Origin of the sequence: Xanthomarina arctica, from assembly GCF_014638915.1 — a bacterium.
Taxonomy (GTDB): domain Bacteria; phylum Bacteroidota; class Bacteroidia; order Flavobacteriales; family Flavobacteriaceae; genus Xanthomarina; species Xanthomarina arctica.
The window spans coordinates 60,669-83,216 of the sequence record NZ_BMFQ01000002.1 but is presented as its reverse complement, the minus strand read 5'-3'; the positions used below and the strand labels follow the sequence as shown (position 1 = coordinate 83,216).

Below are 22,548 nucleotides of genomic sequence, written 5' to 3'. Positions count from 1 at the left end.
ACATTATGGGCTTTAGTTTAGACTTTTGGGATTATGTCACATTTATAGTATTAGCACTTTTTGTATTGAGTTTTTTGATACTGATATTTTGGATAGCTGGTTTACCTGGGCGCATCGCAATAGCCAGAAAACACCCAGAAGCAGAAGCGGTAAAACTACTAGGTTGGTCAGGATTTTTAACCATTGTGCCATGGATTCAAGCTTTTATTTGGGCATTTAAACCAACAGATATTATTGATATTCGACGTTTTCCAAAAGAAGAAGCAGAAAAAACAGAAGAAGAAATTAATCGATTAAAAGAAAATCCAGGGAAATTATGATTTCAGCATTTGTAACCGTTTTTATTTTCACCCTAATTTTTTGGTTTATCTTTTTCAAAAAGAAGTGGATTAAATATACATTCGCATGGGGAGGGTTTTATATTTTCTTCTGTGCCCATGTGTTATTTATTTTTATAATTGGACTGCGCTTTGCAACACCATACTCTACCGAAGCAAAAGTAGTGCAACACACCATACAATTAGTCCCGAGGTTAACAGAACCCACCATGGTAACTCAAGTGTTTGTGCAACCTGATGTTCCTGTAAAAAAAGGGCAACCTTTATTTGAGTTTGACAAACGCCCTTATGAATTTAAAGTTACTCAGCTAGAAGCTCAATTGGCCCAAGCAAAACAGGATGTTAAAATAATGGCTGCAGACGTGACCGTAGCACAGCAAAAGTTAGCAAAAGAAGAAAGTGAATCTACCTTTGCAAAATACCAACAAAACCAATCTACCAATTTAGCTTTAAGTGGTGCTGGTGCTGATGAAGATGCACAGCGAAGTAATAACACTGTAAAAAAGAATGAAGCCGCTATTAAACAAGCTAAAGCTGAGTTAGAAAGAGCAAGGTTACAATTAAACTCTAATATTAATGGTGTAAACACTAAAGTTGCCGAAATAGAAGCACAACTTAAAGAAGCTCAATACTATCTAGAAAACACCACAATGTATGCCCCAGAAGATGGCCGGATTATCAACTTACAGGTTCGACCTGGAATGGTTGCTGGCGATTATAGAATTGGTGCCATTGCTTCGTTTATATGCGATGCAGACCCTTATTTTCTAGCTAATTTTTTCCAAGAAAACATCAAGTATGTAGAGGCAGGTCAACCTGTTGAAATAGCATTGGATTTATATCCTGGGCAAATATTTACTGGAAAAGTTGAAGCTGTTTGGAAAGCAAATGCTTCTGGTCAATTATTACCATCAGGATTCATACCTAATTTTCATGCAGTTTCTCCAGATAATCCACAAAGCCAATTTGCAGTAAAAATAATGTTTGATGGCGAAGATCAATCCTTATTCCCAATTGGAACTCAGGGCACATGTGCCATTTACACCAATGGTATGACAGGTAGTTGGACTGCTTTACGACGTATTGGTATAAGAACCTATTCATGGCTAAACTGGCTATATCCATTACCTTTTTAAGCATGAAACAAATAAAAACTAAACATTTCGCAAACATTTTATCTCTATTTTTTATAGGACTATTGATATATGGATGTGCCTTATCTAAAGAACCAGAACACGAAACTATAGTTTCTGATGCCTTGCCAGAAACTACTATTCCAGAAACATGGATAGCCACTTCTGATACTCTAGAAGTCGTTAGTGAGTGGTTAAAATCTTTTAATGATCCGGCCTTAGAAACCATAGTTGAAGAGGCTTTGCAAAACAACTTAAATTTGCAAAATGCGGCAACTGCAGTACAAATTGCACAGCAAAATGTGATTATAGTTGGTTCACAAATGAAACCTCAAATAGGTTTAAACATGGGCTATCAATCTATTATAGATGATGGAAGCAAGGAGGTTTTTGGAAGTGGCAAAGCACTTGGCATTATTTCTTGGGAACCAGATGTGTGGGGAAAAATACGTGCGCAAAAATCATCCATTGGCGCTTATTATGAAGCTACCGAATTAGATTATAATTACGCAAAACAATCTTTAGTAGCTTTAACTGCAAGAAGTTGGTATCAAGCAGTACAGGCAAATCAATTATACAAATTGTCAAATGAAGTTGTAACGTCTTATACAGAATTACATGAATTGGTTAAAATTAGAAGAGACCTTGGAAAAGTAGGTGATATTGATGTAGCAGAAGCCAATGCTAATTTAAGCGAAGCAAAAAGTGATTTAATAAAAGCAGAAGGTATTGTTTTAGAGACAAAACGAAATTTAGAAGTATTAGTTGGTAGATACCCGTCATCTGAAATTGAAACAGCTCAAAATTTCACACCGGTTCCTCCCCCAATAAAACCAGGAATTCCATCGACCCTTTTAGAAAGAAGACCAGATATTTTAGCCGCAGAGAAATTAGTATTGTCTTCTTTTAGAAATCAAGAAGTAGCTAAATTAAATATGTTACCTAGTTTTTCTTTAAATCTAGGTGGTGGGCTGTTAAGCGACAATATTTTATCCCTATTACAATTAAACCCTTTGGTTTTTGCCGGAGGAATTGGTATGTCGGTTCCAATTTATACGGGAGGAAGACTTAAAGCTCAATTGCAAATAGCAACCATTGAGCAGCAACAAGCCGTACTAAATTATGGAATTGTTATGCTAAACGCCTTTAAAGAAGTTGAAACTTATTTGGTAAGCGAAGATTTAATTGCAAAACGAATTCCATTTCAACAAGCCATTTTAGATGATAGGAATGAAACTGTAAAATTTGCTGAACTAAAATATGAAATGGGTCAAATTGATCTACTTTCAGTTATTCAAATTAAAAATAAAGCCATTGCCACTAAAGAAGAGTTGATTAAATTACTTAATGAACAATTAAGCAACAGAATAAGTTTACATCTTGCTTTAGGTGGCGATTTTCAGTAATATCTTTCTAAAATATATTTTAATTATTTCCGAAACACCTACTCTACATTAAATTTCCATTAAACAAACTGTTCTAAATTCATACTATTAATAGCTCCATGGGATTCGTGGGCAACCACGACACCATTTTTAATAACAAGTAATTGTGGTGACTCATGCATCACTTGAAATTTATAGCCAGTCTCATTAGAAACATCTCGATAATTAAGCAAATCCAGATAATACAAATCCAAATCTGATTCAGTTAAGTTATACCCACTCACAAACTGTTTCATAACCATTCTACTTATTCCACAACGGGTAGAATGCTTGAAGATAACCTGTGTTTTTGTTTTCGATTTTGCTTTAATGTCTTCAAGTTGGGCAACATTTGTCAATGCGATCCATGGCAACACTTTTTCTTCTTTAGGTTCTGAAGAACCGCTAAATATTTTATTAAATAATCCCATAAATTTTAAAGTTTTAATTTAGAACAATCAAATAGTCGAGACTTTTTTAAAAATCTTACAAGCTGACTAAAAGTCACACTACGACTGATTATTTCAGACATTTTGTCTTATGTTTTTCATTGGTAAGGTATTTGACTTATTGAAAGTATAAACATAAAAAATAATGTTGTCTTAATAAGTAAAATAGAGAAGCTTTTTAAAAAATTCCTCATACTTTTACAAGAGACAAGTAACTAAAAATAAGATATATGAACCTCAACAACTATACAATAAAATCGCAAGAGGCTATTCAGCAATCGCAACAGCTTGCTCAAGGTTTCGGACATCAACAAATAGAAAACGAGCATCTTTTCAAAGCCATTTCTGAAGTAGACGAAAATGTACTACCATTTATATTAAAAAAACTTAATGTAAATATTCCTGTTTTACTGCAAGCATTAGACAAGCAATTGGAAAGTTATGCTAAGGTATCTGGCGGTGACATTATGCTATCTCGAGAAGCTAGCAAAACACTTAATGAAGCAGCAATTATGGCTAAAAAAATGAAAGATGATTATGTGTCAATCGAACATTTAATCTTGGCTATTTTTAAATCTAATAGCAAAATTGCTCAAATGTTAAAAGACCAAGGAGCAACGGAAAAAACGTTAATCGCTAGTATAGATGAATTAAGAAAAGGAGAAAACGTAACCTCTCAAAGTCAGGAAGAAACTTACAATTCTCTAAATAAATATGCTAAAAACTTAAATCAATTAGCAAAAGATGGCAAATTGGATCCAGTTATTGGTAGAGATGAAGAAATACGTCGGATTCTACAAATTTTATCCAGACGAACAAAGAATAATCCCATCCTAGTTGGAGAACCAGGAACTGGTAAAACCGCTATCGCAGAAGGTTTAGCTCATAGAATTGTAGATGGCGATATTCCTGAAAATCTAAAAGACAAGCAAATTTTTGCTCTAGATATGGGAGCATTAATTGCAGGAGCCAAATATAAGGGTGAATTTGAAGAACGCCTAAAAGCTGTTATTAAAGAAGTAACTGAAAGTGATGGAGATATTGTTCTCTTTATAGACGAAATCCACACCTTAGTTGGTGCTGGAGGTGGTCAAGGTGCTATGGATGCTGCAAATATTCTGAAACCGGCTTTAGCCAGAGGAGAACTTAGAGCTATTGGAGCAACCACTTTGGACGAGTATCAAAAATATTTTGAAAAAGACAAAGCTTTAGAAAGACGTTTTCAGAAAGTAATGGTTAACGAACCAGATACCGAAAGTGCCATTTCCATTTTACGTGGTATTAAAGAAAAATACGAAACACACCATAAAGTACGCATCAAAGATGAAGCGATTATTGGAGCTGTAGAACTATCTGAACGCTATATTACCAATCGTTTCTTGCCAGATAAAGCCATTGATTTAATGGACGAAGCGGCTGCTAAATTACGCATGGAAATCAATTCTAAACCAGAAGAATTAGATGTTTTGGACAGAAAAGTGATGCAATTGGAAATTGAAATTGAAGCTATTAAACGTGAAAAGGACGAAACGAAATTAAAATCATTGCGTTCTGACTTGGCCAATTTAAAAGAAGACCGTAACGAGATTTTTGCTAAATGGAAAAGTGAAAAAGAGGTCGTTGATAATATTCAAAATACCAAAGCTAATATTGAAGATTTCAAGCTAGAAGCAGAACGTGCCGAACGCGATGGTGATTATGGTAAAGTAGCGGAAATTCGCTACGGAAAAATAAAAGAAGCTCAAGAAACCTTAGAAAAACTTCAGAAGGAGTTACAAGAGAATCAATCTGAAAGTTCTTTAATTAAAGAAGAGGTTACTTACGAAGATATTGCAGACGTTGTTGCCAAATGGACAGGAATTCCAGTGACAAAAATGATTCAAAGTGACCGTGAAAAATTATTAAAATTAGAAGACGAGTTACACAAACGTGTTGTTGGACAAGAAGAAGCAATTACAGCAGTAAGTGATGCTGTTAGACGCTCTAGAGCTGGATTACAAAACATTCAAAAACCTATTGGAACCTTCTTATTTTTAGGAACTACAGGTGTTGGTAAAACAGAACTTGCAAAAGCTTTAGCAGAATATTTATTCGATGATGAAAATGCATTGACTAGAATAGACATGAGCGAGTATCAAGAACGTCATTCTGTAAGCAGATTAATTGGTGCACCTCCAGGATATGTTGGTTACGACGAAGGTGGTCAACTTACGGAAGCTGTAAGAAGAAAACCATATTCTGTAGTCTTATTAGATGAAATTGAAAAAGCACATCCAGATACTTTTAATATTTTATTACAGGTTTTAGATGAAGGTAGATTGACAGACAACAAAGGTCGTCTGGCTGATTTCAAAAACACCATCATTATTATGACTTCAAACATTGGAAGTCATATTATTCAAGAGCGTTTTGATGCCACAAAAGACATCGATTCTGCCATTGAATCTGCAAAAGTAGATGTATTGGCCTTATTGAAACTAAGTGTAAGACCTGAGTTTTTAAATAGAATTGACGACACCATCATGTTTACACCTTTAAGCAAAGACAACATCAAAGATATTGTTGGATTACAGTTAAAAGGATTAACAAAAATGTTGTCGGAACAAAACATCACTTTTGATGCTACAGATGACGCTGTAAAATATTTAGCAGAGAAAGGCTATCATCCTGAATATGGAGCTAGACCAGTTAAAAGAGTCATCCAAAAAGAAGTTTTAAATGAACTAAGTAAAGAAATCTTATCTGGAAAAGTAACTACGGATAGTATTATTTTACTAGATGCTTTTGATGATAAATTAGTTTTTAGAAATCAATCGAATTTAGTAGAAGAAGAAATTTAATAAATAGTAATAGTTTTTTTATGGTTAGTTAATTGTAAAGCAACGTAAACCTGCAAAGGTGAACGTTGCTTTTTTTTATAAAATTCACTAAAGCTGAAGTGCTTTTTTCGATAATTCTAAATGCTTTTCAAAGGATTCTTGATTAATAGGTTTATTCCAAGTTGGAACAATCTCACTTAATAATTGTTTTCCTTTTTCAGAATGAAGGATTTCAGGAAAAGCTTTTTCTAATACTTCTAGCATGATTTTAACAGCTGTTGAAGCTCCAGGAGAAGCACCCAACAAACAAGTAATACGCCCATCTTTGCTACTTACCACTTCCGTTCCAAATTGTAATTTACCACTTTCAAACTCATCCTTTTTTATAATCTGTACCCGTTGTCCTGCCACCAATACCTTCCAATCATCATCTTTGGCATCTTTAACGAAATTTCGTAAATCTTCCATGCGATCATGATGAGACATTTTCACTTGATTTATTAAGTATTTAGTCAGAGGTAAATTATGCCAAAACGCCGTAAGCATAGATGGAATATTATAATATTTCACAGACTTCGCTAAATCTAAATAACTTCCTTCCTTTAAAAATTTCGGACTAAAACCTGCAAATGGACCAAATAACAATTCTCTCTTCCCATCGATAAAACGTGAATCTAAATGAGGCTCAGACATTGGAGGCGCACCTAACTCTGCTTTGCTATATACTTTTGCAAAATGTTTCTTTATAATATCTTCATTCTTACAAACCAACCACTCGCCACTAACTGGAAATCCACCATACCCATGTTTTTCTTCAATTTCCACTTTTTGCAATAGTAAAAGACTTCCGCCACCAGCACCAATAAAAATGTGCTTGGCATCTAAATAATGATGTTCGTTACTGATTGTGTTTTTAACTTTTACAGTCCAATCTATTTTATCTTCAGGATCTATATCCAATACCTCTTGATTACATTGTACTTTAATACCATATTCTTTATCTAAAATACCGAAAAGCATTCTAGTTAATTCTCCAAAATTTACTTCTGTGCCTCTTTCTATTCTATTGGCCGCCATAACTTCATCCGAAGTTCTATCAGTCATCATTAATGGAAACCATTCTTTCATTTTCTCAATTTCCTTCGTGAATTCTATGGTATTGAACATGAAATGATCTTTAATTTTCTCAAATCTTTTTTCGAGAAATGCACTATTATAATCACCTGTAACCCAACTACAGTGAGGCATTCCGGAGATAAATGCTTTAGGGTCTTCTATTAATTTTTGATTTACTAAATAAGACCAAAATTGTTTAGAGATTTCAAACTGGTTGCAAATATCTATGGCTTTTGACATATCAATCGAGCCATCAGAATTTTCAGGCGTATAATTAAGCTCACACAAAGCTGAATGTCCAGTCCCTGCATTATTCCATGCATCTGAACTTTCAAGTGCGACATCTCCTAATTTTTCTAAAATTAAAATTTTGGCGGTAGGATCCATTAATTTTGTTAAAAGCGCTAAAGTTGCACTCATAATCCCTCCTCCTACGCAAATTAAATCGTATTCTTCAATGTCTTTCTTTGATGTTGGTTTCATAATCCCTTTTTATAAACACAAAAGTAACTAAGTTTTAACTAGGATATAAATTCAAAACATAAATCTTAATGTTCAAATCCCATGAATGTTGTTTAAAAAAAAATAAATATGACTGAACTTACTTACAAATTAAAATCTTATATTTAAAACTGAAAAAAAAAAATAATATGGGAATGTTCTATTATTATGATCTGCCGGAAACTGAAATATTTGTTTTTGACGAATTCTTAATTTGTCAAATATATGAAGGAGCAGAAATACATCCAGATCATAACTCAAAGCTTAATGAGATTATCCACAAGCACTTTTATGGTAGAAATATGATTTACATTTCAAACCGTGTAAACTCATATTCCGTGGACCCTCTAATTTATGTTCTAACAGAGAAAATCCCCAATTTACTAGCTATAGCTATGATCCCTGGATCGGAAATAATGAGAAGAAACGCAGAATTTGAGCGCGATTTTTATGACAAACCTTATGGCATATTTAATAATTTAACAGAGGCCTTAGAATGGTCACATGGGATATTAAAAAAATCCAGTAAACACATTTAAATTCAAAATAAACTTTTAAAACTTCAAAAAAAGTAACTTATCAAAACTTGTTTTTCTAATTTAAAATTTCTCAATTATTTAATAAGTAATTAAAGTCAAAAGAAAATTATAATCTATTCTTAATCCTTTCTTTTTCAGAGAAGCCAAATAAAAGGCGCCAAAAATTCATAATTTTTTGATAACTTTTTAGATTGTTTGTTGTTAATATAACAGTTAATCGTATTTTTGATACAGCTTAACCTATAAAAAAAACACAAATGTCCCTAAGTAATTATATAGATCATACCCTTTTAAAACCCTCTGCTACCAAAACAGACATAAAAATTCTTTGTGACGAAGCTAAAGAATACAGGTTCCATTCTGTCTGCGTAAATAGTTATTACGTGTCTTTAGCAAAACATCTATTGACACGAAGTAATGTAAAGGTATGTTCTGTTATTGGTTTTCCTTTAGGAGCAATGAGTTCAGACGCCAAAGTGTTTGAAGCAACCAAAGCTGTGGAAGATGGTGCAGAGGAAATAGATATGGTTATCAATATAGGCATGCTTAAAAGCAAGAATTATGTGGCTGTTTATAAAGATATCTGCGATGTTAAATTAGCTATTGGAAAAGTAACTTTAAAGGTTATTTTGGAGATTAGTGAATTATCCAAAAACGAAATTATTAAAGCATGTCAAATTTGTTTGGATGCCAATGCAGATTTTATAAAAACTTCTACTGGTTTTTCTAAAGGTGGCGCTACCCTTACTGCGGTAAAAATGATTCGGAAAAGCATTAAAAACAAGGCTAAAATAAAAGCTTCTGGCGGTATTAAAGATCTAGAAACTGCCTTGAAATATATAGATGCTGGAGCGGACAGAATAGGAACCTCCTCTGGAGTTTCCATTGTAACTGAAAAAAAATCGCCTGTAGAAAGTAGCGGTTATTAACTATAAAACTTAATTTTATGAGTGTTCATATTGAAGCGAAAAAAGGAGAAATTGCGGAAACCATTCTTTTACCCGGCGACCCTTTACGTGCTAAATGGATTGCGGAAACATTTTTAGAAAATCCTGTTTGTTTTAATGAAGTACGTGGTATGTTAGGTTTTACCGGCACTTATAATGGCAAACGTGTTTCGGTAATGGGTACAGGAATGGGAGTTCCTAGTATTTCTATTTATGCTCATGAATTAATAACAGAATACGGCGTAAAAAACCTTATTCGTGTTGGCAGTTCTGGTTCTTATCAAAAACATATAAAAATTAGAGATATCGTTTTAGCAATGGCTGCTTCTTCAAATTCTGGTGTAAACGAATTGCGATTTGGTGGTGCAGACTACGCTCCTACTGCCGATTTTGGCCTATTTCAAAAAGCTGTTGAAGTTGCAAAAATGAAAAGTATCCCTCTTAAAGCAGGAAATGTTTTTACTTCTGATGAGTTTTATACGGACGATTTCGAATCTTATAAAAAATGGTCGAAATTTGGTGTTCTTTGTGTAGAAATGGAAACTGCTGGACTTTACACGGTTGCTGCAAAACACAACGTTAATGCTCTTACTATTTTAACCATATCAGATTCTTTAGTCACTGGAGAGCGTACTACAAGCAAAGAACGTGAAACCACATTTAAAGATATGATTGATATTGCCTTAGAGTTGGCCTAAATTTTTCTTGAAATTATATTACATTTGAGTACATCTTGATATTATGAAACATTTACTTATTCTTGTTTTCGTTTTTTTTTCTATTTTTAATGGTTGTGTTCAAAAATACAATTCTGAAGAATTAACTACTTATTATCTTATACGTCATGCTGAAAAGGACAGAACCGATGCGACAAATAAAAATCCCCATCTAAAAGAAACAGGAAAAATTAGAGCCGAGAAATGGAGTAGCATTTTACAAAACGTTGCTTTTGACGCGATTTATTCTACAGATTATAACCGAACAATAGAAACGGCTCAACCAACTGCAACAAAAAACGAATTAGAAATTACTATTTATAACGAAAATGAAATGGATATCACTCCGTTTTTAGACAAAACCAAAGGGAAAACGGTTTTAATTGTCGGACATAGCAATACCATACCACAATTTGTTAATAGCATTTTAGATTCTAAAAAATATGAAGATATAAATGACGGGAATAATGGAAATTTATACATCATTACAATGATGGATGGAAAAAAAACCGATCAGGTTTTGACCTTTAATTAACAGTCACATTCTTTAGTTCAATTTTAGAAAGCAACTCTAATTGATTTGTTTCAAACAAACTACCTGAATTTAAGATATCGATCTCCTTGTCTTTAGGTTTGTAATTATTATAATCCACAAATCTAATTCCATTAACAAATTGCTCATTATAAGCTTCCCTAAACCTGAAACCCACACCATCAGCTTCATTATAAGAGTATGCTAAATAATCGGTTTTAAAAGTTTTGGTATTAATCCAGTATACAAAAACATCTTCAAAATCCTCTCCTCCTCCATCTGCATTAAAAGTAACTTGAATTTTATAATAGCTATTTCCTTTTATAGATTCTTCACCTAAAGAAGTTCTAATTACAGCCGCATCATTTAGTCCGTAAGGTAAAACCGAAAAATAATGAACGGAATTAACGGATGCAGCATATTTTACAGCCATAGAATCTGGAATATCTAACATTTCGTCATTAACAAACCGATTAAAGCCATCGTTATCAACCACATCTTTTACACTAAAAATGGAATCTTTAAAATGTCTTTCTAATTGGAAAGCGCCTTTATTCCGTTTGGCTACATAGTGTTTATCTCTAAAATCGAATTCTATATTAGAAACATCAAATTTATCTCCACCTGAAACTTTAATAGTTTTATTTATTATTTCATCCTCATTTAATACAGAAGTATTTGAATTTTTACAAGATGAAAATAATAGGACATTTAATAATAGAAGTAAAATAACACGATTCATAAGTAATATATTTTTTGTTTCTAGTCGTAAAATTAAGGATAACTTACCATAAGGACTTAAAAAGTTGTTTTAAATTATTTACCTTTGGCTTGTATGCAAAAGAAAGTTAACATAAAAAATAAGAAAGCCAAGTTTCAATACGAAATTTTGGATAAATATACCGCTGGAATAGTTTTATCTGGAACAGAAATTAAATCCATTAGAGACAGTAAGGCATCCATTGCCGAAAGTTTCTGTGAATTTAATGATCAAGGAGAACTGTTTGTTGTAAATATGACAATTGAAGAATATGTTTATGGTACTTACTACAATCATAAACCTAAAGCCACTAGAAAACTTTTACTAAACAGAAAAGAGCTAAAAAAGCTAGAAAAAGAAGTCAATACATCTGGTTTAACCATCATACCTTTAAACTTGTTTATAAATGACAACGGTTTGGCAAAAATGATAATCTCTTTAGCAAAAGGAAAAAAACTTTTTGATAAAAGAGAAACGATGAAGGATCGTGACAACAAAGTGAGATTGGATAGAATTAAGAAAGATTTTTAGACACTTTAATATGAAAAAAGTTATTTTGTTACTGGTTTTATTTGCTTTTAGTTTTAGTACAAAAGCTCAAGAAAAATCGGTTAAATATTCTCAAAAAGTAGCAACCTTAGATAGTACAATTCAAACACTTTACGCTGTGATTTCTGGTGAAAAAGATGAAGAACGCGATTGGGATTTGTTTAAATATTTGTTCATGCAAAACGCCAAATTAATTCCAACTAGTAAAAACGAAGAAGGTTTTTTTGTTGCCCGTTATATGTCGCCATCAGATTATATTAATACTTCAAAATCATGGTTGGTTGAAAATGGTTTTTTTGAAAAAGAAATTCATAGAACAGTTAACACCTTTGGTAGTATCACTCAAGTTTTTAGTACTTACGAAGCATATCAAAGTGAAACAGACACAAAACCCTTGTTGAGAGGCATTAACAGCATTCAACTCCTTTATGATGGCGTAAGATGGTGGGTTGTAAATGTTTTTTGGACTCAAGAAACTCCAGAAAGCCCAATTCCTCAGGAATATTTGCCCAGAGATTAATTTTTATCCTCCAATAAAGGGACAAATCGAAATTCGCCAAACTCGTGTTTTTGAAAATATTTCAACTAAAAAAACAATAAAATTTATTTTAGCTTTTTATTTACATCTTGAAATGTATGGAATACAGAATATACAATTATTTGGTTCTGATATTCTTCATATATAATTATATATGGAAATCTTTTTAGAGGAAGTTCTCTAAAGACTGGTTTTCTTTTTATTTCAAATAGTGCTTTTCTATTTTTTAGGGTTTGAAAATAACCATCTAAATAATTTAAAAAATCTGCACCTAATCCAACTTGCTTGGATTCATACCACATTATTGCTTCATCAATTTCTTCTTGAGCTTCGGGATCAATGATTAACTTAGAAGCCATGCTTTTTATTCATTTTAAGTTTTACTTCCTCCCAAGTAGAACCTTCAGTTTCTCCTGCATGATATTTGCTACTACGTTCTTCAACAACTTTATAGTGTTCTTCAGAAATTACAGAAGAGGAGTCAGCAACATTTATAGCATCAAAGATGCCATCTAAGACTTTAAGTTTTGAATCGTCTTGAATAAATAAATTAAATTGCGCAATCAGTTTGTTTTTTAATTCTAATGCTCCCATACTATTAATCTTTAAAGAATAAAGATACATAAATCATTATAAATGTATGGTTTTAATAATTTATTTTGAAAAACAAAAAGCTAATTTTTATCCTCCAATAAAGGAACAAATCGAAATTCGCCAAACTCGTGTTTTTCAAAATCTTTCACGCCATTTCTTATAAATAAAGTCATAACCTGAACATCGTCTCCAACAGGAATCACTAATCTTCCACCAATTTCCAATTGACTTAAAAGTGGTTTTGGAACAAATGGTGCTCCCGCAGTTACAATGATTCCCTTAAAAGGCGCTTCTTCCTTTAAGCCAATATAACCATCTCCAAAAATAAGTTTCTTAGCTCTGTAACCCAGTTTTGGCAAAAACTTACTTGTTCTTTTATAAAGTTCTCTTTGTCTTTCAATACTAAAAACAACAGCACCAAGTTCACATAAAACAGCTGTTTGATAACCACTTCCGGTACCAATTTCCAAAATTTTATCTCCAGGTTTCACTTGTAATAATTCGGTTTGATATGCTACCGTATAAGGTTGTGAAATGGTTTGATCTGCTGCAATAGGAAACGCTTTATCTTGATAAGCATGATCTAAAAATCCAGAATCCATAAATAAATGACGTGGGATTTTGCTAATAGCGTCTAAGACTTTCTCGTCCTTAATTCCTTTATTCTTAATTACTTCAACTAGTTGTAGTCTTAAGCCTTTATGTTTAAAAGTATCTTTCAATGGTAGGTTAATTTTCAAGGCTAAATTAAAAGAATAAGCAACAAGTTCAAAGCTTAAAGTTTTAAACTTTCATTTAATTTCTATTTTCAATTATCCTATTTTTAAAAGTAAAATCTTATTTTTGTTAAAAACGAAATAACATGCTAAAAGCAGGAGTTCTAGGCGCAGGTCATCTTGGAAAAATTCATTTAAGACTTCTTAATCAATCTGAGAAATATCAACTTGTTGGTTTTTATGATGCAGACGAAGAAAATGCCAAAAAAATTGAAGCTGAATTTGGTTATAAATACTTTAATTCTATCGATACTTTAATAGACGCTGTAGATATGGTAGATATTGTTACACCTACACTTTCACATTACGAATGTGCCATAAAAGCAATAGATAAAGGCAAACATATTTTTATTGAAAAGCCTATTACCAATACGGTTGAAGAAGCCGAAAATATTAGAGAACTCTTAGCCCAACACAACATTCGTGGACAAGTAGGGCATGTGGAACGCTTTAACCCAGCTTATCTTGCCGTAAAAGATCAGATTGTAAATCCGATGTTTATTGAATGTCATCGTTTGGCTGAATTCAATCCGCGTGGAACAGACGTTCCTGTGGTTTTAGATTTAATGATTCATGATATTGACATTATTTTAAGTGTTGTAAAATCTAAAGTTAAAAATGTATCTGCAAGTGGTGTTTCAGTTATTAGTGACACCCCAGATATTGCCAATGCTAGAATAGAATTTGAAAATGGTTGCGTAGCAAACTTAACGGCTAGTAGAATATCTTTGAAGAATATGCGTAAATCACGTTTCTTTCAAAAGGACGCTTATATTTCTGTCGATTTCTTGGAAAAGAAGTGTGAAGTAGTAAAAATGAAGGATGCACCAAAAAGTCCAGGAGATTTTGATATGATTTTACAAAATGCAGAAGGTATTAAAAAACAAATTTATTTTGACAATCCAGATGTTGCGAACAACAACGCCATTTTAGACGAATTAAATTCTTTTGCCGACGCTATAAATAACAACAGATCACCAATAGTAACGCTACATGATGGAACAGAAGCCTTGCGTGTTGCGACTATGATAATCGATCAGTTTTAACACTTTCTGACTTTTTCCCAAAAGGAAAAATACTCAAACGCTATTGAAACAAAATTAATTGCCAATTTCAAGAAATACATTCGTGTATTCGTGGCAAAAAAATAATATAAATTAATAATAAGATTCCCTCCTTCGCGGGAATGAAAAAATAAATTTTCAATGAAAAACATAGCAGTAATTGGAGCTGGAACAATGGGAAATGGTATTGCACATACTTTTGCTCAAAGCGGTTTTAAAGTTCAACTTATAGATATTAGTGAAGCCTCCTTAAAACGCGGTATGGATACCATCTCTAAAAATCTGGATAGAATGGTTGCTAAAGAAAAAATTACCGAAGCTGATAAAGCTGAAACTTTAGGCAACATCACAACATATACTAGTATTAAAGAAGGTGTTGAATATGCCGGTTTGGTGGTTGAAGCAGCTACAGAAAATCTTGATCTAAAACTTAAAATTTTTAAGCAATTAGATGAAGCTTGTCCTGAGGACACTATTTTAGCAAGTAATACCTCATCTATTTCTATTACACAAATTGCTGCAGTGACTTCCAGACCAAAAATGGTTATTGGCATGCACTTTATGAATCCGGTGCCAATTATGAAATTGGTTGAAATTATTCGTGGTTATAATACAAGCGACGAAGTAACCAACACCATTATGGAACTTTCTAGAAACCTTGGAAAAACTCCTACAGAAGTTAATGATTATCCGGGATTTGTTGCCAACAGAATTTTAATGCCAATGCTTAATGAAGCTATTGAAACACTTTACAACGGTGTTGCCGGTGTTGAAGAGATTGATACGGTAATGAAATTAGGAATGGCTCATCCAATGGGACCATTACAATTAGCAGATTTTATAGGCTTGGACATTTGCTTGTCTATTTTAAATGTGATGTACGACGGCTTTAAAAACCCTAAATACGCCCCTTGTCCGCTTTTAGTAAACATGGTTATGGCTGGAAAATTAGGTGTAAAATCTGGGGAAGGTTTTTATGATTATTCTGAAAGTAGAAAAGCAGAGAAAATTGCTAAGCAATTTTCTAAGTAAATAGTGGTCAGTGGTCAGTGGTCAGTGGTCAGTGGTCAGTGGTCAGTGGTCAGTGGTCAGTGGTCAGTGGTCAGTGGTCAGTGGTCAGTGGTCAGTTAAAATTTAATTATAAATAATGAAGTTTCAAGATTTATTAGCTTATAAAAAAGGATTTGATTTAGCAATGAAGATTTTTAACATTTCTAAATCTTTTCCTAAAGAAGAAACGTATTCTTTAACAGATCAAATAAGGAGATCTTCTAGAAGTGTTTGTGCTAATATGGCTGAAGCATATAAGAAACGACTTTATCAAAAACTTTTTATAAGTAAACTTACAGATAGTGATGCTGAAAATTCTGAAACACAAACTTGGCTTGAATTTGCTTTAGCATGTGAATATATAAATCAAGAAACTTTTGAAGAGCTTACTCCTGACAGTATTGAAATAGGGAAATTAACTATATGATTCAAAATCCAGATAAATTTGGTTCAAAATAACAATTTACTGTTTACTGAACACTAAAACCCATGACAAAAATAATCCCTTTCAAAGCCGTACGTCCTACCAGAGACAAAGTCAGTCTTGTGGCTGCGCGTTCCTACCAAAGTTATACCAAGGAACAACTTGAATCTAGGTTAAGAGATAATCCTTTTTCATTTTTACAAATAGTAAATCCGGGTTATAGGTTTGATAAGGACATTTCCGGTGAAGCTAGGTATAGTCTAGTTAAGAACAGATTTTTAGAGTTTAAAGAAGATGGTATTTTTATTCAAGATGAAAAACCAAGTTACTATATTTATAAAATTGTAGATAGAGAGGAACAAGAATTTAATGGGATTGTTGCCGCTTCAAGTGCTTTAGATTATGAAAATGATATTATAAAAAAGCATGAAGACACAATTGCTTACAAAGAAATATTATTCAAAGATTATTTAAAAACGGTTGGTTTTAATGCTGAACCTGTACTCCTAACCTATCCTGATAATGCTGTTATTGATTCTATTATCAAAAAAACACAAAAGGAAAGAGCGGAATTTGAGTTTACCACAACCTATAGAGACACTCATTATTTATGGAAAGTTGATAATCCAAAAATAATTGCTAACATTCAAAAGGAATTTGAAAACATTCCCACCATATATATTGCAGATGGTCATCATAGATCTGCTTCTTCTTATTTACTTTACAAAGATTTAAAAGATGCTAATCCAGAGCATCAAGGAGATGAAGCATATAATTTTTTTATGAGTTACTTAATTCCTGAATCCGATTTACAGATTCACGCATTTAATAGACTAGTAAAAGATTTAAATGGTTTAAGTAAAGAAGAATTTTTAATTCAATTAGACACGTTTTATCGTATAGAAAATAGAGGAAAAATGCCTTATCAACCTTCCAAAAAACATCATTTTAGCATGTATTTGGATGGCGATTTTTATTCATTATACTTACGAAAAACTAGTTATAAAATAGAAACGTCTTTAGATGGATTGGATTCTCAGATACTTTATAAAACCATTTTAAATCCTATTTTAGGAATAGAAGATTTAAGAAACGATCAAAGAATAATCTATGTCAATGGAAAAAAAGATCTTGTAAATATTAAAAGTAGCGTCGATAGTGGCGAATCGAAAGTTGGCTTTGTCATGCTACCAGTTTTAATGAATGAAATGAAACAAATTGCAGACGATGGTTTAAAAATGCCACCAAAAAGCACTTACATTGAACCTAAATTACGAAGTGGCGTTACTATTTATGAGTTTTAAGAAAATGTTTATTCATTCGTCGTCGTCTAGTCGTTTATTGAAAAACAGCTCAACGACAAACTACTAAACAACAAACATTAAAAAATGAGTATAGAAACAAACCTCAACAACATAAAATCCAAATTAACAGAGAATGTAACACTTGTTGCTGTTTCTAAAACCAAGCCTGTTAGCGATCTTATGGAAGCTTATGAAGCTGGACAGCGAATTTTCGGAGAGAATAAAATCCAGGAAATGGCGGAAAAACATGAACAAATGCCAAAAGACATCCAATGGCATATGATTGGTCATGTACAGAGAAACAAAGTAAAATACATGGCTTCCTTTGTAAGTTTAATCCATGGTGTTGAAAATTTTAAAACGCTTCATGAGATTAACAAACAAGCTAAGAAACACGATAGAGTTATAGATTGTTTGCTTCAAATAAAAATTGCTTCAGAAGATTCTAAATTTGGAATGACAGAAAGTGAAGCTTCAGACATATTTCAATCAAAAGAAATTTCAGAATTAAAAAATATTAAAGTAGTTGGTATTATGGGAATGGCAACCTTTACCGACAATCAAGAGCAGATAAAAATGGAGTTCACTCAATTAAAATCTAGCTTTAATCATCTTAAAAATATCCATCCAGAACTAAAAATTATTTCTATGGGAATGAGTGGCGACTACCCACTAGCAATTGCTTGTGGAAGCACCATGATTCGCGTAGGAAGTAGTATCTTTGGGGAACGAAATTATAATTAGTACAGTGGCAGATTTCAATCTACGCTTTAACAATAAAAAAACAACATACAATTTACGCGATATTAGACATAGAAACCACTGGCGGGAAGTACAATGAAGAAGGGATTACTGAAATAGCCATCTATAAATTTGATGGGCATCAAGTGGTCGATCAATTTATTAGCTTAGTCAATCCAGAGAGAGAGATTCAACCATTTGTTGTAAATCTAACAGGTATTAACAGTAACATGCTAAAAAACGCTCCTAAATTCTACGAGGTGGCCAAACGCATTATTGAAATAACCGAAGACTGCGTTATTGTTGCACATAATTCTGAATTTGATTACCGAATTTTAAGAACCGAATTTAAACGTTTGGGATTTCCGTATAAACGTAAAACACTTTGTACCGTTTTGCTTTCTAAGACACTTATTCCAGATCAACCATCTTATAGTTTAGGAAAGCTTACTAGAGCTTTAGGGATTCCAGTTAGCGACAGACATAGAGCTAACGGAGATGCTATTGCAACAGTTAAACTTTTTAAAATGCTTCTTGCTAAAGATGTTAAAAAAGTTATTGTACAAGATGCTATTGTTGTAGAACCTACTTTTAAGATGGAGCCTAGTCTGAAGCAGATATTAAATAACCTTCCAAATAGCACAGGAGTTTACTACATTCATAATGTAAATGGTGAAATCATTTATATAGGAAAAAGTAAAAACATCAAAAATAGACTCAGTCAGCATTTTACAAATGCCAATTCTAAATCTAAAAAAATTCAACTTCAGACAGCAACTGTAACTTACGACGCTACTGGAAATGAACTTATTGCTCTTTTAAAAGAGAGTCAAGAAATAAAAAGCAACAAACCAATTTTAAACAGAGCCTTACGAAGAACTATTTTCACCCATGCTCTTTATAGTTTTATTGACGACGATGGGTATATCAATTTAAAAATAGATAAAGCTGATGGCCGAAAAAATGCCATCACCACTTTTAGTACTAGAAATAGTGCTAAACAATTTTTATTTAAGGCCGTTGAAGATTTTAATCTTTGTCAGAAGCTTTGTGGTTTATATCCTTCAAAAACTAGTTGCTTTAATTATAGTTTAAAGCAGTGTGAAGGTGCCTGCATTAAAGAAGAAGCAGTAGAGGTTTATAATGAGCGTGTTAATAAGCTTATAGAAAAAAATAGTTATAATAATACCAACATGGCTATTGTTGATAGAGGTCGGGAAATTGATGAACGCAGTGTAGTTCTAATAAAAAATGGTGTTTTTGTAGGTTTAGGCTATGTTAATCTTAATTATCAAATTACAAATACCAGCGTTTTAGAATCTCTTATAACTCCAATGGAAAACAATAGAGATGCCCAACATATTATTCAAAGTTACCTCCGAAGAAATAAAAATCTTAAAATTATACTCTTTAACTAATTGAAGACTTTCTACCTAACCTACTTCTTAATTGCATCCTTTTGCATTCAGGCCCAATCTAATTTCAATTCAAAAGATTATTCTGTAACTCTTGACGACATACAAACAAATGTTTTTGACCAAGATTCCACCGCAAATGCCATTGTACTTTATGAATATGGCAAATCTTATATAGACGACCAAACCTTTAATTTAGTTTCAGAGGTGAAACGAAAAATAAAAATTTTGAATAGTAATGGTTTTGATAAGGCAACTATTTCCATAGTTCTTCATCAGGATGGCTCCAAAAAGGAGATTATTAAAAATATTATGGCTACCACCTATAATTTAAATGGTACTTCGGTAATTCACACAAAATTAAGAGATAGCGATATTTATAAAGAACAGTATAATACTAAAAATACAATTACCAAATTCACCCTCCCAAATGTTAAAGAAGGGTCTGTTATTACTTATAGTTACACCACAGAATCCCCATATATTTATAATTATCAGGGTTGGGAGTTTCAAGACGATATTCCTAAGTTATATAGCGAGTATAATACTAGTATTCCTGCTAATTATGAGTACCATATTAAACTGGTTGGTTTTTTAAAACTAAAAGTAAATGAAAGTGCCATAGAAAGCACTTGCATAACTGTGAGAGGAGGCGGATATGCAGATTGCACAGTTTCAAAATATGTTATGGAAGATGTTCCTGCATTTATTGAGGAGGATTATATGACTACTAAAGATAACTATCTATCCAAATTAGGTTACGAACTGAACACCGTAAAATTATTTGATGGCAGAATAGATAAAATAAGTAAAACCTGGAAAGATGTAGATAAGGAACTAAAATCTGATTCCCGTTTTGGAAGGCAATTAAGTGTTAACGTATCTAATGAATCTGTTTTTCCTGAAACAGACCCCTTAAAAAGAGCTGAAAGTATCTATGCCTATGTTCAAAATAAATTTACATGGAATGAAAAATATAACATCTTTGGAGACATTTCAATAAAAGATTTAATGAAAACTAAATCTGGAAATGTATCGGAAATAAACATCCTTCTTCATAATCTACTAGAAGAAAATAACATTGAAGTTTTGCCTGTATTATTATCGACTAGAGCAAATGGTTTCACAACCAAATTATTTCCTGTAATTTCTGAATTTAATTATTTAATTGTTCAGGCCACTATTAACAATCAAACATACCTTTTAGATGCTACAGATCCATATATGTCTTTTGGCGAATTACCTTTTAGGTGTCTCAATGGAGACGGTAGACTTTTAGATTTTAAAAATGGGAGTACATGGATTGAAATTAGCCCAAAAAAGACTTCAACCATCCAATACAAAGTCGATTTAAAATTGGAAGAGAATGACCTATTGGTTGGTAAAGTAAATGTTAATGCCACTGGATATCATGCGTATCCTTTAAAAAAATCTTATTACAGTAATCAATCTGAATATTTAAAACAATATCAAGAAAAATATAATTTAATAACCTTTTCGGACCATAAAGTTACCAGTAAGGACAAAACTAGTTTTGACTATCAAGAAGAGTTTACCATAGAATATCCAACCGAAAATATTAATGAAAACCTATATATTAATCCATTCTTGTTTAAATTAATGTCTGAAAATCCTTTTAAATTAAAGGATAGAACCTATCCCATAGACTTTGGTTACAAAGACGCCTATTTATATACTTTAAAAATAGATCTAAATAATAATTACGAAATTCTTGAAATTCCAGAAGAAGTAAATATGAGTTTACCTAATAATAAAGGCTTACTAATTTTTAGTACAAAAATTATAGACAATGACCTTGTTTTGTACTTTAAGTTTACCTTTAATGAACCCATTTACAATCCGGAATATTACGAAAGTTTAAAAGTTTTCATGAGTACTATTGTAGATGCTCAAAAAAACTCGCTAATAGTATTAAAGCATAAATAACAAATCTTTTAGTACTTTTGACTTTATGGCCGAACGCAAACCCGATATAAGCTGGAAAGAAAAACTTTATATTATTATATATGAAGCAGATACTCCCGCAGGAAAATTATTTGACCTAATTTTATTAGTTACCATCCTTGCTAGTATCATGCTTGTTATGCTAGAAAGTGTGAAAAGCATTGACACTAGGTTTCATGCAGTTTTAAATATTTCTGAATGGGTTATCACCATCCTTTTTACCATTGAATATATCGCTAGAATTATAACAGTAAAGCAACCATTAAAATACATAACCAGTTTTTATGGCATTATCGATTTACTTTCTACCATACCTAAATATTTATCTTTAATATTTGCAGGAACTCATGCACTTGTCGCTTTAAGAGCGTTACGCTTATTAAGAGTTTTTAGAATTTTAAAATTAGCTCGATTTTTAGGGGCTTCAGATACTTTATTGAGCGCCTTAAAAGCAAGTAGAGTAAAAATAACAGTTTTTTTATATGCCATAGTAATCATATCCGTTATTCTTGGAACCATTATGTATTTGGTTGAAGGTGAGGAAAATGGATTTACCAACATCCCTAAAAGTGTGTATTGGTGCATCGTTACCCTTACAACTGTTGGCTTTGGAGACATTACACCACAAACACCACTAGGCCAATTTATTGCAAGCCTCATCATGATTTTGGGTTATGGAATTATAGCTGTTCCTACAGGAATTGTTACAGCCGAGTTTACGTCTCAACACAAAGGTAAAGCTCCTGTAAAAGAAGAACCAAGGCATTTAAATACCCAATGCTGCGAAAATTGCTTGTCTATAAACCATAAGGATGATGCCTCTTTTTGTAACAAATGTGGTTACAAATTGTAAT

At 32.4% G+C, this 22,548-nt stretch carries 24 protein-coding genes; 18 read left to right on the top strand and 6 right to left on the bottom strand.

The window, feature by feature from the left end; translation table 11 throughout:
- Positions 1-5: 5 nt before the first annotated feature.
- The 3 genes from IEV77_RS06780 to IEV77_RS06770 are packed head-to-tail and all read left to right on the top strand — an operon-like array spanning position 6 to position 2,877.
- Positions 6-320, top strand: a complete 315-nt coding sequence (locus IEV77_RS06780; RefSeq protein WP_188463162.1) for a DUF3302 domain-containing protein — start codon at positions 6-8, stop codon at positions 318-320.
- A complete protein-coding gene (locus IEV77_RS06775) occupies positions 317-1,474 on the top strand; it encodes an HlyD family secretion protein (protein WP_188463160.1) in 1,158 nt (385 codons plus the stop codon). The genes IEV77_RS06780 and IEV77_RS06775 overlap by 4 nt, the downstream gene beginning before the upstream one ends.
- Positions 1,475-1,476: 2 nt before the next feature.
- Positions 1,477-2,877, top strand: a complete 1,401-nt coding sequence (locus tag IEV77_RS06770; RefSeq protein WP_188463158.1) for a TolC family protein — start codon at positions 1,477-1,479, stop codon at positions 2,875-2,877.
- A gap of 59 nt (positions 2,878-2,936) precedes the next feature.
- Here the strand turns inward: IEV77_RS06770 and ytxJ are convergent, their stop codons facing one another.
- Positions 2,937-3,326: a bacillithiol system redox-active protein YtxJ gene (ytxJ, locus tag IEV77_RS06765; RefSeq protein ID WP_188463156.1), complete on the bottom strand. Its 390-nt coding sequence runs from the start codon at positions 3,324-3,326 to the stop codon at positions 2,937-2,939.
- Between the two features lie 248 nt (positions 3,327-3,574).
- On the opposite strand from ytxJ, the gene clpB reads away from it, so the two are divergent.
- A complete protein-coding gene (gene clpB, locus IEV77_RS06760; RefSeq protein ID WP_188463154.1) occupies positions 3,575-6,184 on the top strand; it encodes an ATP-dependent chaperone ClpB in 2,610 nt (869 codons plus the stop codon).
- Positions 6,185-6,271: 87 nt separating this feature from the next.
- Here the strand turns inward: clpB and mqo are convergent, their stop codons facing one another.
- Positions 6,272-7,762, bottom strand: a complete 1,491-nt coding sequence (gene mqo, locus IEV77_RS06755; protein ID WP_188463152.1) for a malate dehydrogenase (quinone) — start codon at positions 7,760-7,762, stop codon at positions 6,272-6,274.
- A 173-nt stretch (positions 7,763-7,935) separates the two neighbouring features.
- Here mqo and IEV77_RS06750 point away from each other — a divergent pair, with 173 nt between their 5' ends.
- The 4 genes from IEV77_RS06750 to IEV77_RS06735 all read left to right on the top strand — a co-directional run bounded on the left by IEV77_RS06750 (position 7,936) and on the right by IEV77_RS06735 (position 10,517).
- Entirely contained in the window at positions 7,936-8,319 is a 384-nt protein-coding gene (locus IEV77_RS06750; protein WP_229736601.1) for a hypothetical protein, read from the top strand.
- A 257-nt stretch (positions 8,320-8,576) separates the two neighbouring features.
- Positions 8,577-9,248 carry a deoxyribose-phosphate aldolase gene (gene deoC, locus IEV77_RS06745; RefSeq protein ID WP_188463148.1) on the top strand — a complete coding sequence of 224 codons (672 nt, stop codon included), beginning with the start codon at positions 8,577-8,579 and terminating at the stop codon, positions 9,246-9,248.
- A gap of 17 nt (positions 9,249-9,265) precedes the next feature.
- On the top strand, positions 9,266-9,964 hold the full coding sequence (gene deoD, locus IEV77_RS06740) for a purine-nucleoside phosphorylase (protein ID WP_188463146.1): 699 nt from the start codon (positions 9,266-9,268) through the stop codon (positions 9,962-9,964).
- Between the two features lie 43 nt (positions 9,965-10,007).
- Positions 10,008-10,517: a phosphoglycerate mutase family protein gene (locus IEV77_RS06735; RefSeq protein WP_188463144.1), complete on the top strand. Its 510-nt coding sequence runs from the start codon at positions 10,008-10,010 to the stop codon at positions 10,515-10,517.
- Here the strand turns inward: IEV77_RS06735 and IEV77_RS06730 are convergent.
- Positions 10,510-11,256: a DUF6503 family protein gene (locus IEV77_RS06730; protein ID WP_188463142.1), complete on the bottom strand. Its 747-nt coding sequence runs from the start codon at positions 11,254-11,256 to the stop codon at positions 10,510-10,512. The genes IEV77_RS06735 and IEV77_RS06730 overlap by 8 nt on opposite strands.
- Before the next feature lie 93 nt (positions 11,257-11,349).
- Between IEV77_RS06730 and smpB the strand changes: the two genes are divergently transcribed.
- Positions 11,350-11,805 (top strand): SsrA-binding protein SmpB, encoded by a 456-nt coding sequence (smpB, locus tag IEV77_RS06725; RefSeq protein WP_188463140.1) that lies wholly within the window; start codon positions 11,350-11,352, stop codon positions 11,803-11,805.
- Between the two features lie 10 nt (positions 11,806-11,815).
- Positions 11,816-12,343 carry a hypothetical protein gene (locus tag IEV77_RS06720; RefSeq protein ID WP_188463134.1) on the top strand — a complete coding sequence of 176 codons (528 nt, stop codon included), beginning with the start codon at positions 11,816-11,818 and terminating at the stop codon, positions 12,341-12,343.
- A gap of 83 nt (positions 12,344-12,426) precedes the next feature.
- Here the strand turns inward: IEV77_RS06720 and IEV77_RS06715 are convergent, their stop codons facing one another.
- The 3 genes from IEV77_RS06715 to IEV77_RS06705 form a co-directional block, all read right to left on the bottom strand.
- Positions 12,427-12,720 carry a type II toxin-antitoxin system RelE/ParE family toxin gene (locus IEV77_RS06715; protein ID WP_188463132.1) on the bottom strand — a complete coding sequence of 98 codons (294 nt, stop codon included), beginning with the start codon at positions 12,718-12,720 and terminating at the stop codon, positions 12,427-12,429.
- A complete protein-coding gene (locus IEV77_RS06710; RefSeq protein WP_188463130.1) occupies positions 12,710-12,955 on the bottom strand; it encodes an addiction module protein in 246 nt (81 codons plus the stop codon). Before IEV77_RS06710 ends, IEV77_RS06715 begins: the two co-directional genes overlap by 11 nt.
- A gap of 80 nt (positions 12,956-13,035) precedes the next feature.
- Complete coding sequence (locus tag IEV77_RS06705) at positions 13,036-13,677, bottom strand: protein-L-isoaspartate(D-aspartate) O-methyltransferase (RefSeq protein WP_188463128.1); 642 nt, start codon at positions 13,675-13,677, stop codon at positions 13,036-13,038.
- A gap of 140 nt (positions 13,678-13,817) precedes the next feature.
- Here IEV77_RS06705 and IEV77_RS06700 point away from each other — a divergent pair, with 140 nt between their 5' ends.
- From IEV77_RS06700 to IEV77_RS06665, 8 genes are all read left to right on the top strand, one after another.
- Positions 13,818-14,777: a Gfo/Idh/MocA family protein gene (locus IEV77_RS06700; protein ID WP_188463126.1), complete on the top strand. Its 960-nt coding sequence runs from the start codon at positions 13,818-13,820 to the stop codon at positions 14,775-14,777.
- A 159-nt stretch (positions 14,778-14,936) separates the two neighbouring features.
- Positions 14,937-15,827 (top strand): 3-hydroxyacyl-CoA dehydrogenase family protein, encoded by an 891-nt coding sequence (locus tag IEV77_RS06695; RefSeq protein WP_188463124.1) that lies wholly within the window; start codon positions 14,937-14,939, stop codon positions 15,825-15,827.
- A gap of 115 nt (positions 15,828-15,942) precedes the next feature.
- Positions 15,943-16,272: a four helix bundle protein gene (locus IEV77_RS06690; RefSeq protein WP_308419208.1), complete on the top strand. Its 330-nt coding sequence runs from the start codon at positions 15,943-15,945 to the stop codon at positions 16,270-16,272.
- Between the two features lie 62 nt (positions 16,273-16,334).
- Positions 16,335-17,573 carry a DUF1015 domain-containing protein gene (locus tag IEV77_RS06685; RefSeq protein ID WP_188463122.1) on the top strand — a complete coding sequence of 413 codons (1,239 nt, stop codon included), beginning with the start codon at positions 16,335-16,337 and terminating at the stop codon, positions 17,571-17,573.
- A gap of 84 nt (positions 17,574-17,657) precedes the next feature.
- Complete coding sequence (locus IEV77_RS06680; protein WP_188463120.1) at positions 17,658-18,317, top strand: YggS family pyridoxal phosphate-dependent enzyme; 660 nt, start codon at positions 17,658-17,660, stop codon at positions 18,315-18,317.
- Positions 18,318-18,367: 50 nt separating this feature from the next.
- The gene (locus IEV77_RS06675; RefSeq protein WP_188464805.1) at positions 18,368-19,732 is read left to right on the top strand and encodes an exonuclease domain-containing protein; all 1,365 of its coding nucleotides are present in this window, start codon (positions 18,368-18,370) and stop codon (positions 19,730-19,732) included.
- Entirely contained in the window at positions 19,733-21,676 is a 1,944-nt protein-coding gene (locus IEV77_RS06670; RefSeq protein ID WP_188463118.1) for a DUF3858 domain-containing protein, read from the top strand.
- Positions 21,677-21,701: 25 nt separating this feature from the next.
- A complete protein-coding gene (locus IEV77_RS06665) occupies positions 21,702-22,547 on the top strand; it encodes an ion transporter (protein WP_188463116.1) in 846 nt (281 codons plus the stop codon).
- The last annotated feature ends 1 nt before the right edge of the window (position 22,548 follow it).

Coding starts and splice junctions, on each gene's coding strand:
- smpB (WP_188463140.1), top strand. CDS start 11,350: ATGCAAAAGAAAGTTAACATAAAAAATAAGAAAGCCAAGTTTCAATAC.
- IEV77_RS06780 (WP_188463162.1), top strand. CDS start 6: ATGGGCTTTAGTTTAGACTTTTGGGATTATGTCACATTTATAGTATTA.
- IEV77_RS06685 (WP_188463122.1), top strand. CDS start 16,335: ATGACAAAAATAATCCCTTTCAAAGCCGTACGTCCTACCAGAGACAAA.
- IEV77_RS06715 (WP_188463132.1), bottom strand. CDS start 12,720: ATGGCTTCTAAGTTAATCATTGATCCCGAAGCTCAAGAAGAAATTGAT.
- deoC (WP_188463148.1), top strand. CDS start 8,577: ATGTCCCTAAGTAATTATATAGATCATACCCTTTTAAAACCCTCTGCT.
- mqo (WP_188463152.1), bottom strand. CDS start 7,762: ATGAAACCAACATCAAAGAAAGACATTGAAGAATACGATTTAATTTGC.
- deoD (WP_188463146.1), top strand. CDS start 9,266: ATGAGTGTTCATATTGAAGCGAAAAAAGGAGAAATTGCGGAAACCATT.
- IEV77_RS06720 (WP_188463134.1), top strand. CDS start 11,816: ATGAAAAAAGTTATTTTGTTACTGGTTTTATTTGCTTTTAGTTTTAGT.
- IEV77_RS06750 (WP_229736601.1), top strand. CDS start 7,936: ATGTTCTATTATTATGATCTGCCGGAAACTGAAATATTTGTTTTTGAC.
- IEV77_RS06710 (WP_188463130.1), bottom strand. CDS start 12,955: ATGGGAGCATTAGAATTAAAAAACAAACTGATTGCGCAATTTAATTTA.
- IEV77_RS06665 (WP_188463116.1), top strand. CDS start 21,702: ATGGCCGAACGCAAACCCGATATAAGCTGGAAAGAAAAACTTTATATT.
- IEV77_RS06770 (WP_188463158.1), top strand. CDS start 1,477: ATGAAACAAATAAAAACTAAACATTTCGCAAACATTTTATCTCTATTT.
- IEV77_RS06700 (WP_188463126.1), top strand. CDS start 13,818: ATGCTAAAAGCAGGAGTTCTAGGCGCAGGTCATCTTGGAAAAATTCAT.
- ytxJ (WP_188463156.1), bottom strand. CDS start 3,326: ATGGGATTATTTAATAAAATATTTAGCGGTTCTTCAGAACCTAAAGAA.
- IEV77_RS06695 (WP_188463124.1), top strand. CDS start 14,937: ATGAAAAACATAGCAGTAATTGGAGCTGGAACAATGGGAAATGGTATT.
- IEV77_RS06680 (WP_188463120.1), top strand. CDS start 17,658: ATGAGTATAGAAACAAACCTCAACAACATAAAATCCAAATTAACAGAG.
- IEV77_RS06730 (WP_188463142.1), bottom strand. CDS start 11,256: ATGAATCGTGTTATTTTACTTCTATTATTAAATGTCCTATTATTTTCA.
- clpB (WP_188463154.1), top strand. CDS start 3,575: ATGAACCTCAACAACTATACAATAAAATCGCAAGAGGCTATTCAGCAA.
- IEV77_RS06690 (WP_308419208.1), top strand. CDS start 15,943: ATGAAGTTTCAAGATTTATTAGCTTATAAAAAAGGATTTGATTTAGCA.
- IEV77_RS06775 (WP_188463160.1), top strand. CDS start 317: ATGATTTCAGCATTTGTAACCGTTTTTATTTTCACCCTAATTTTTTGG.
- IEV77_RS06735 (WP_188463144.1), top strand. CDS start 10,008: ATGAAACATTTACTTATTCTTGTTTTCGTTTTTTTTTCTATTTTTAAT.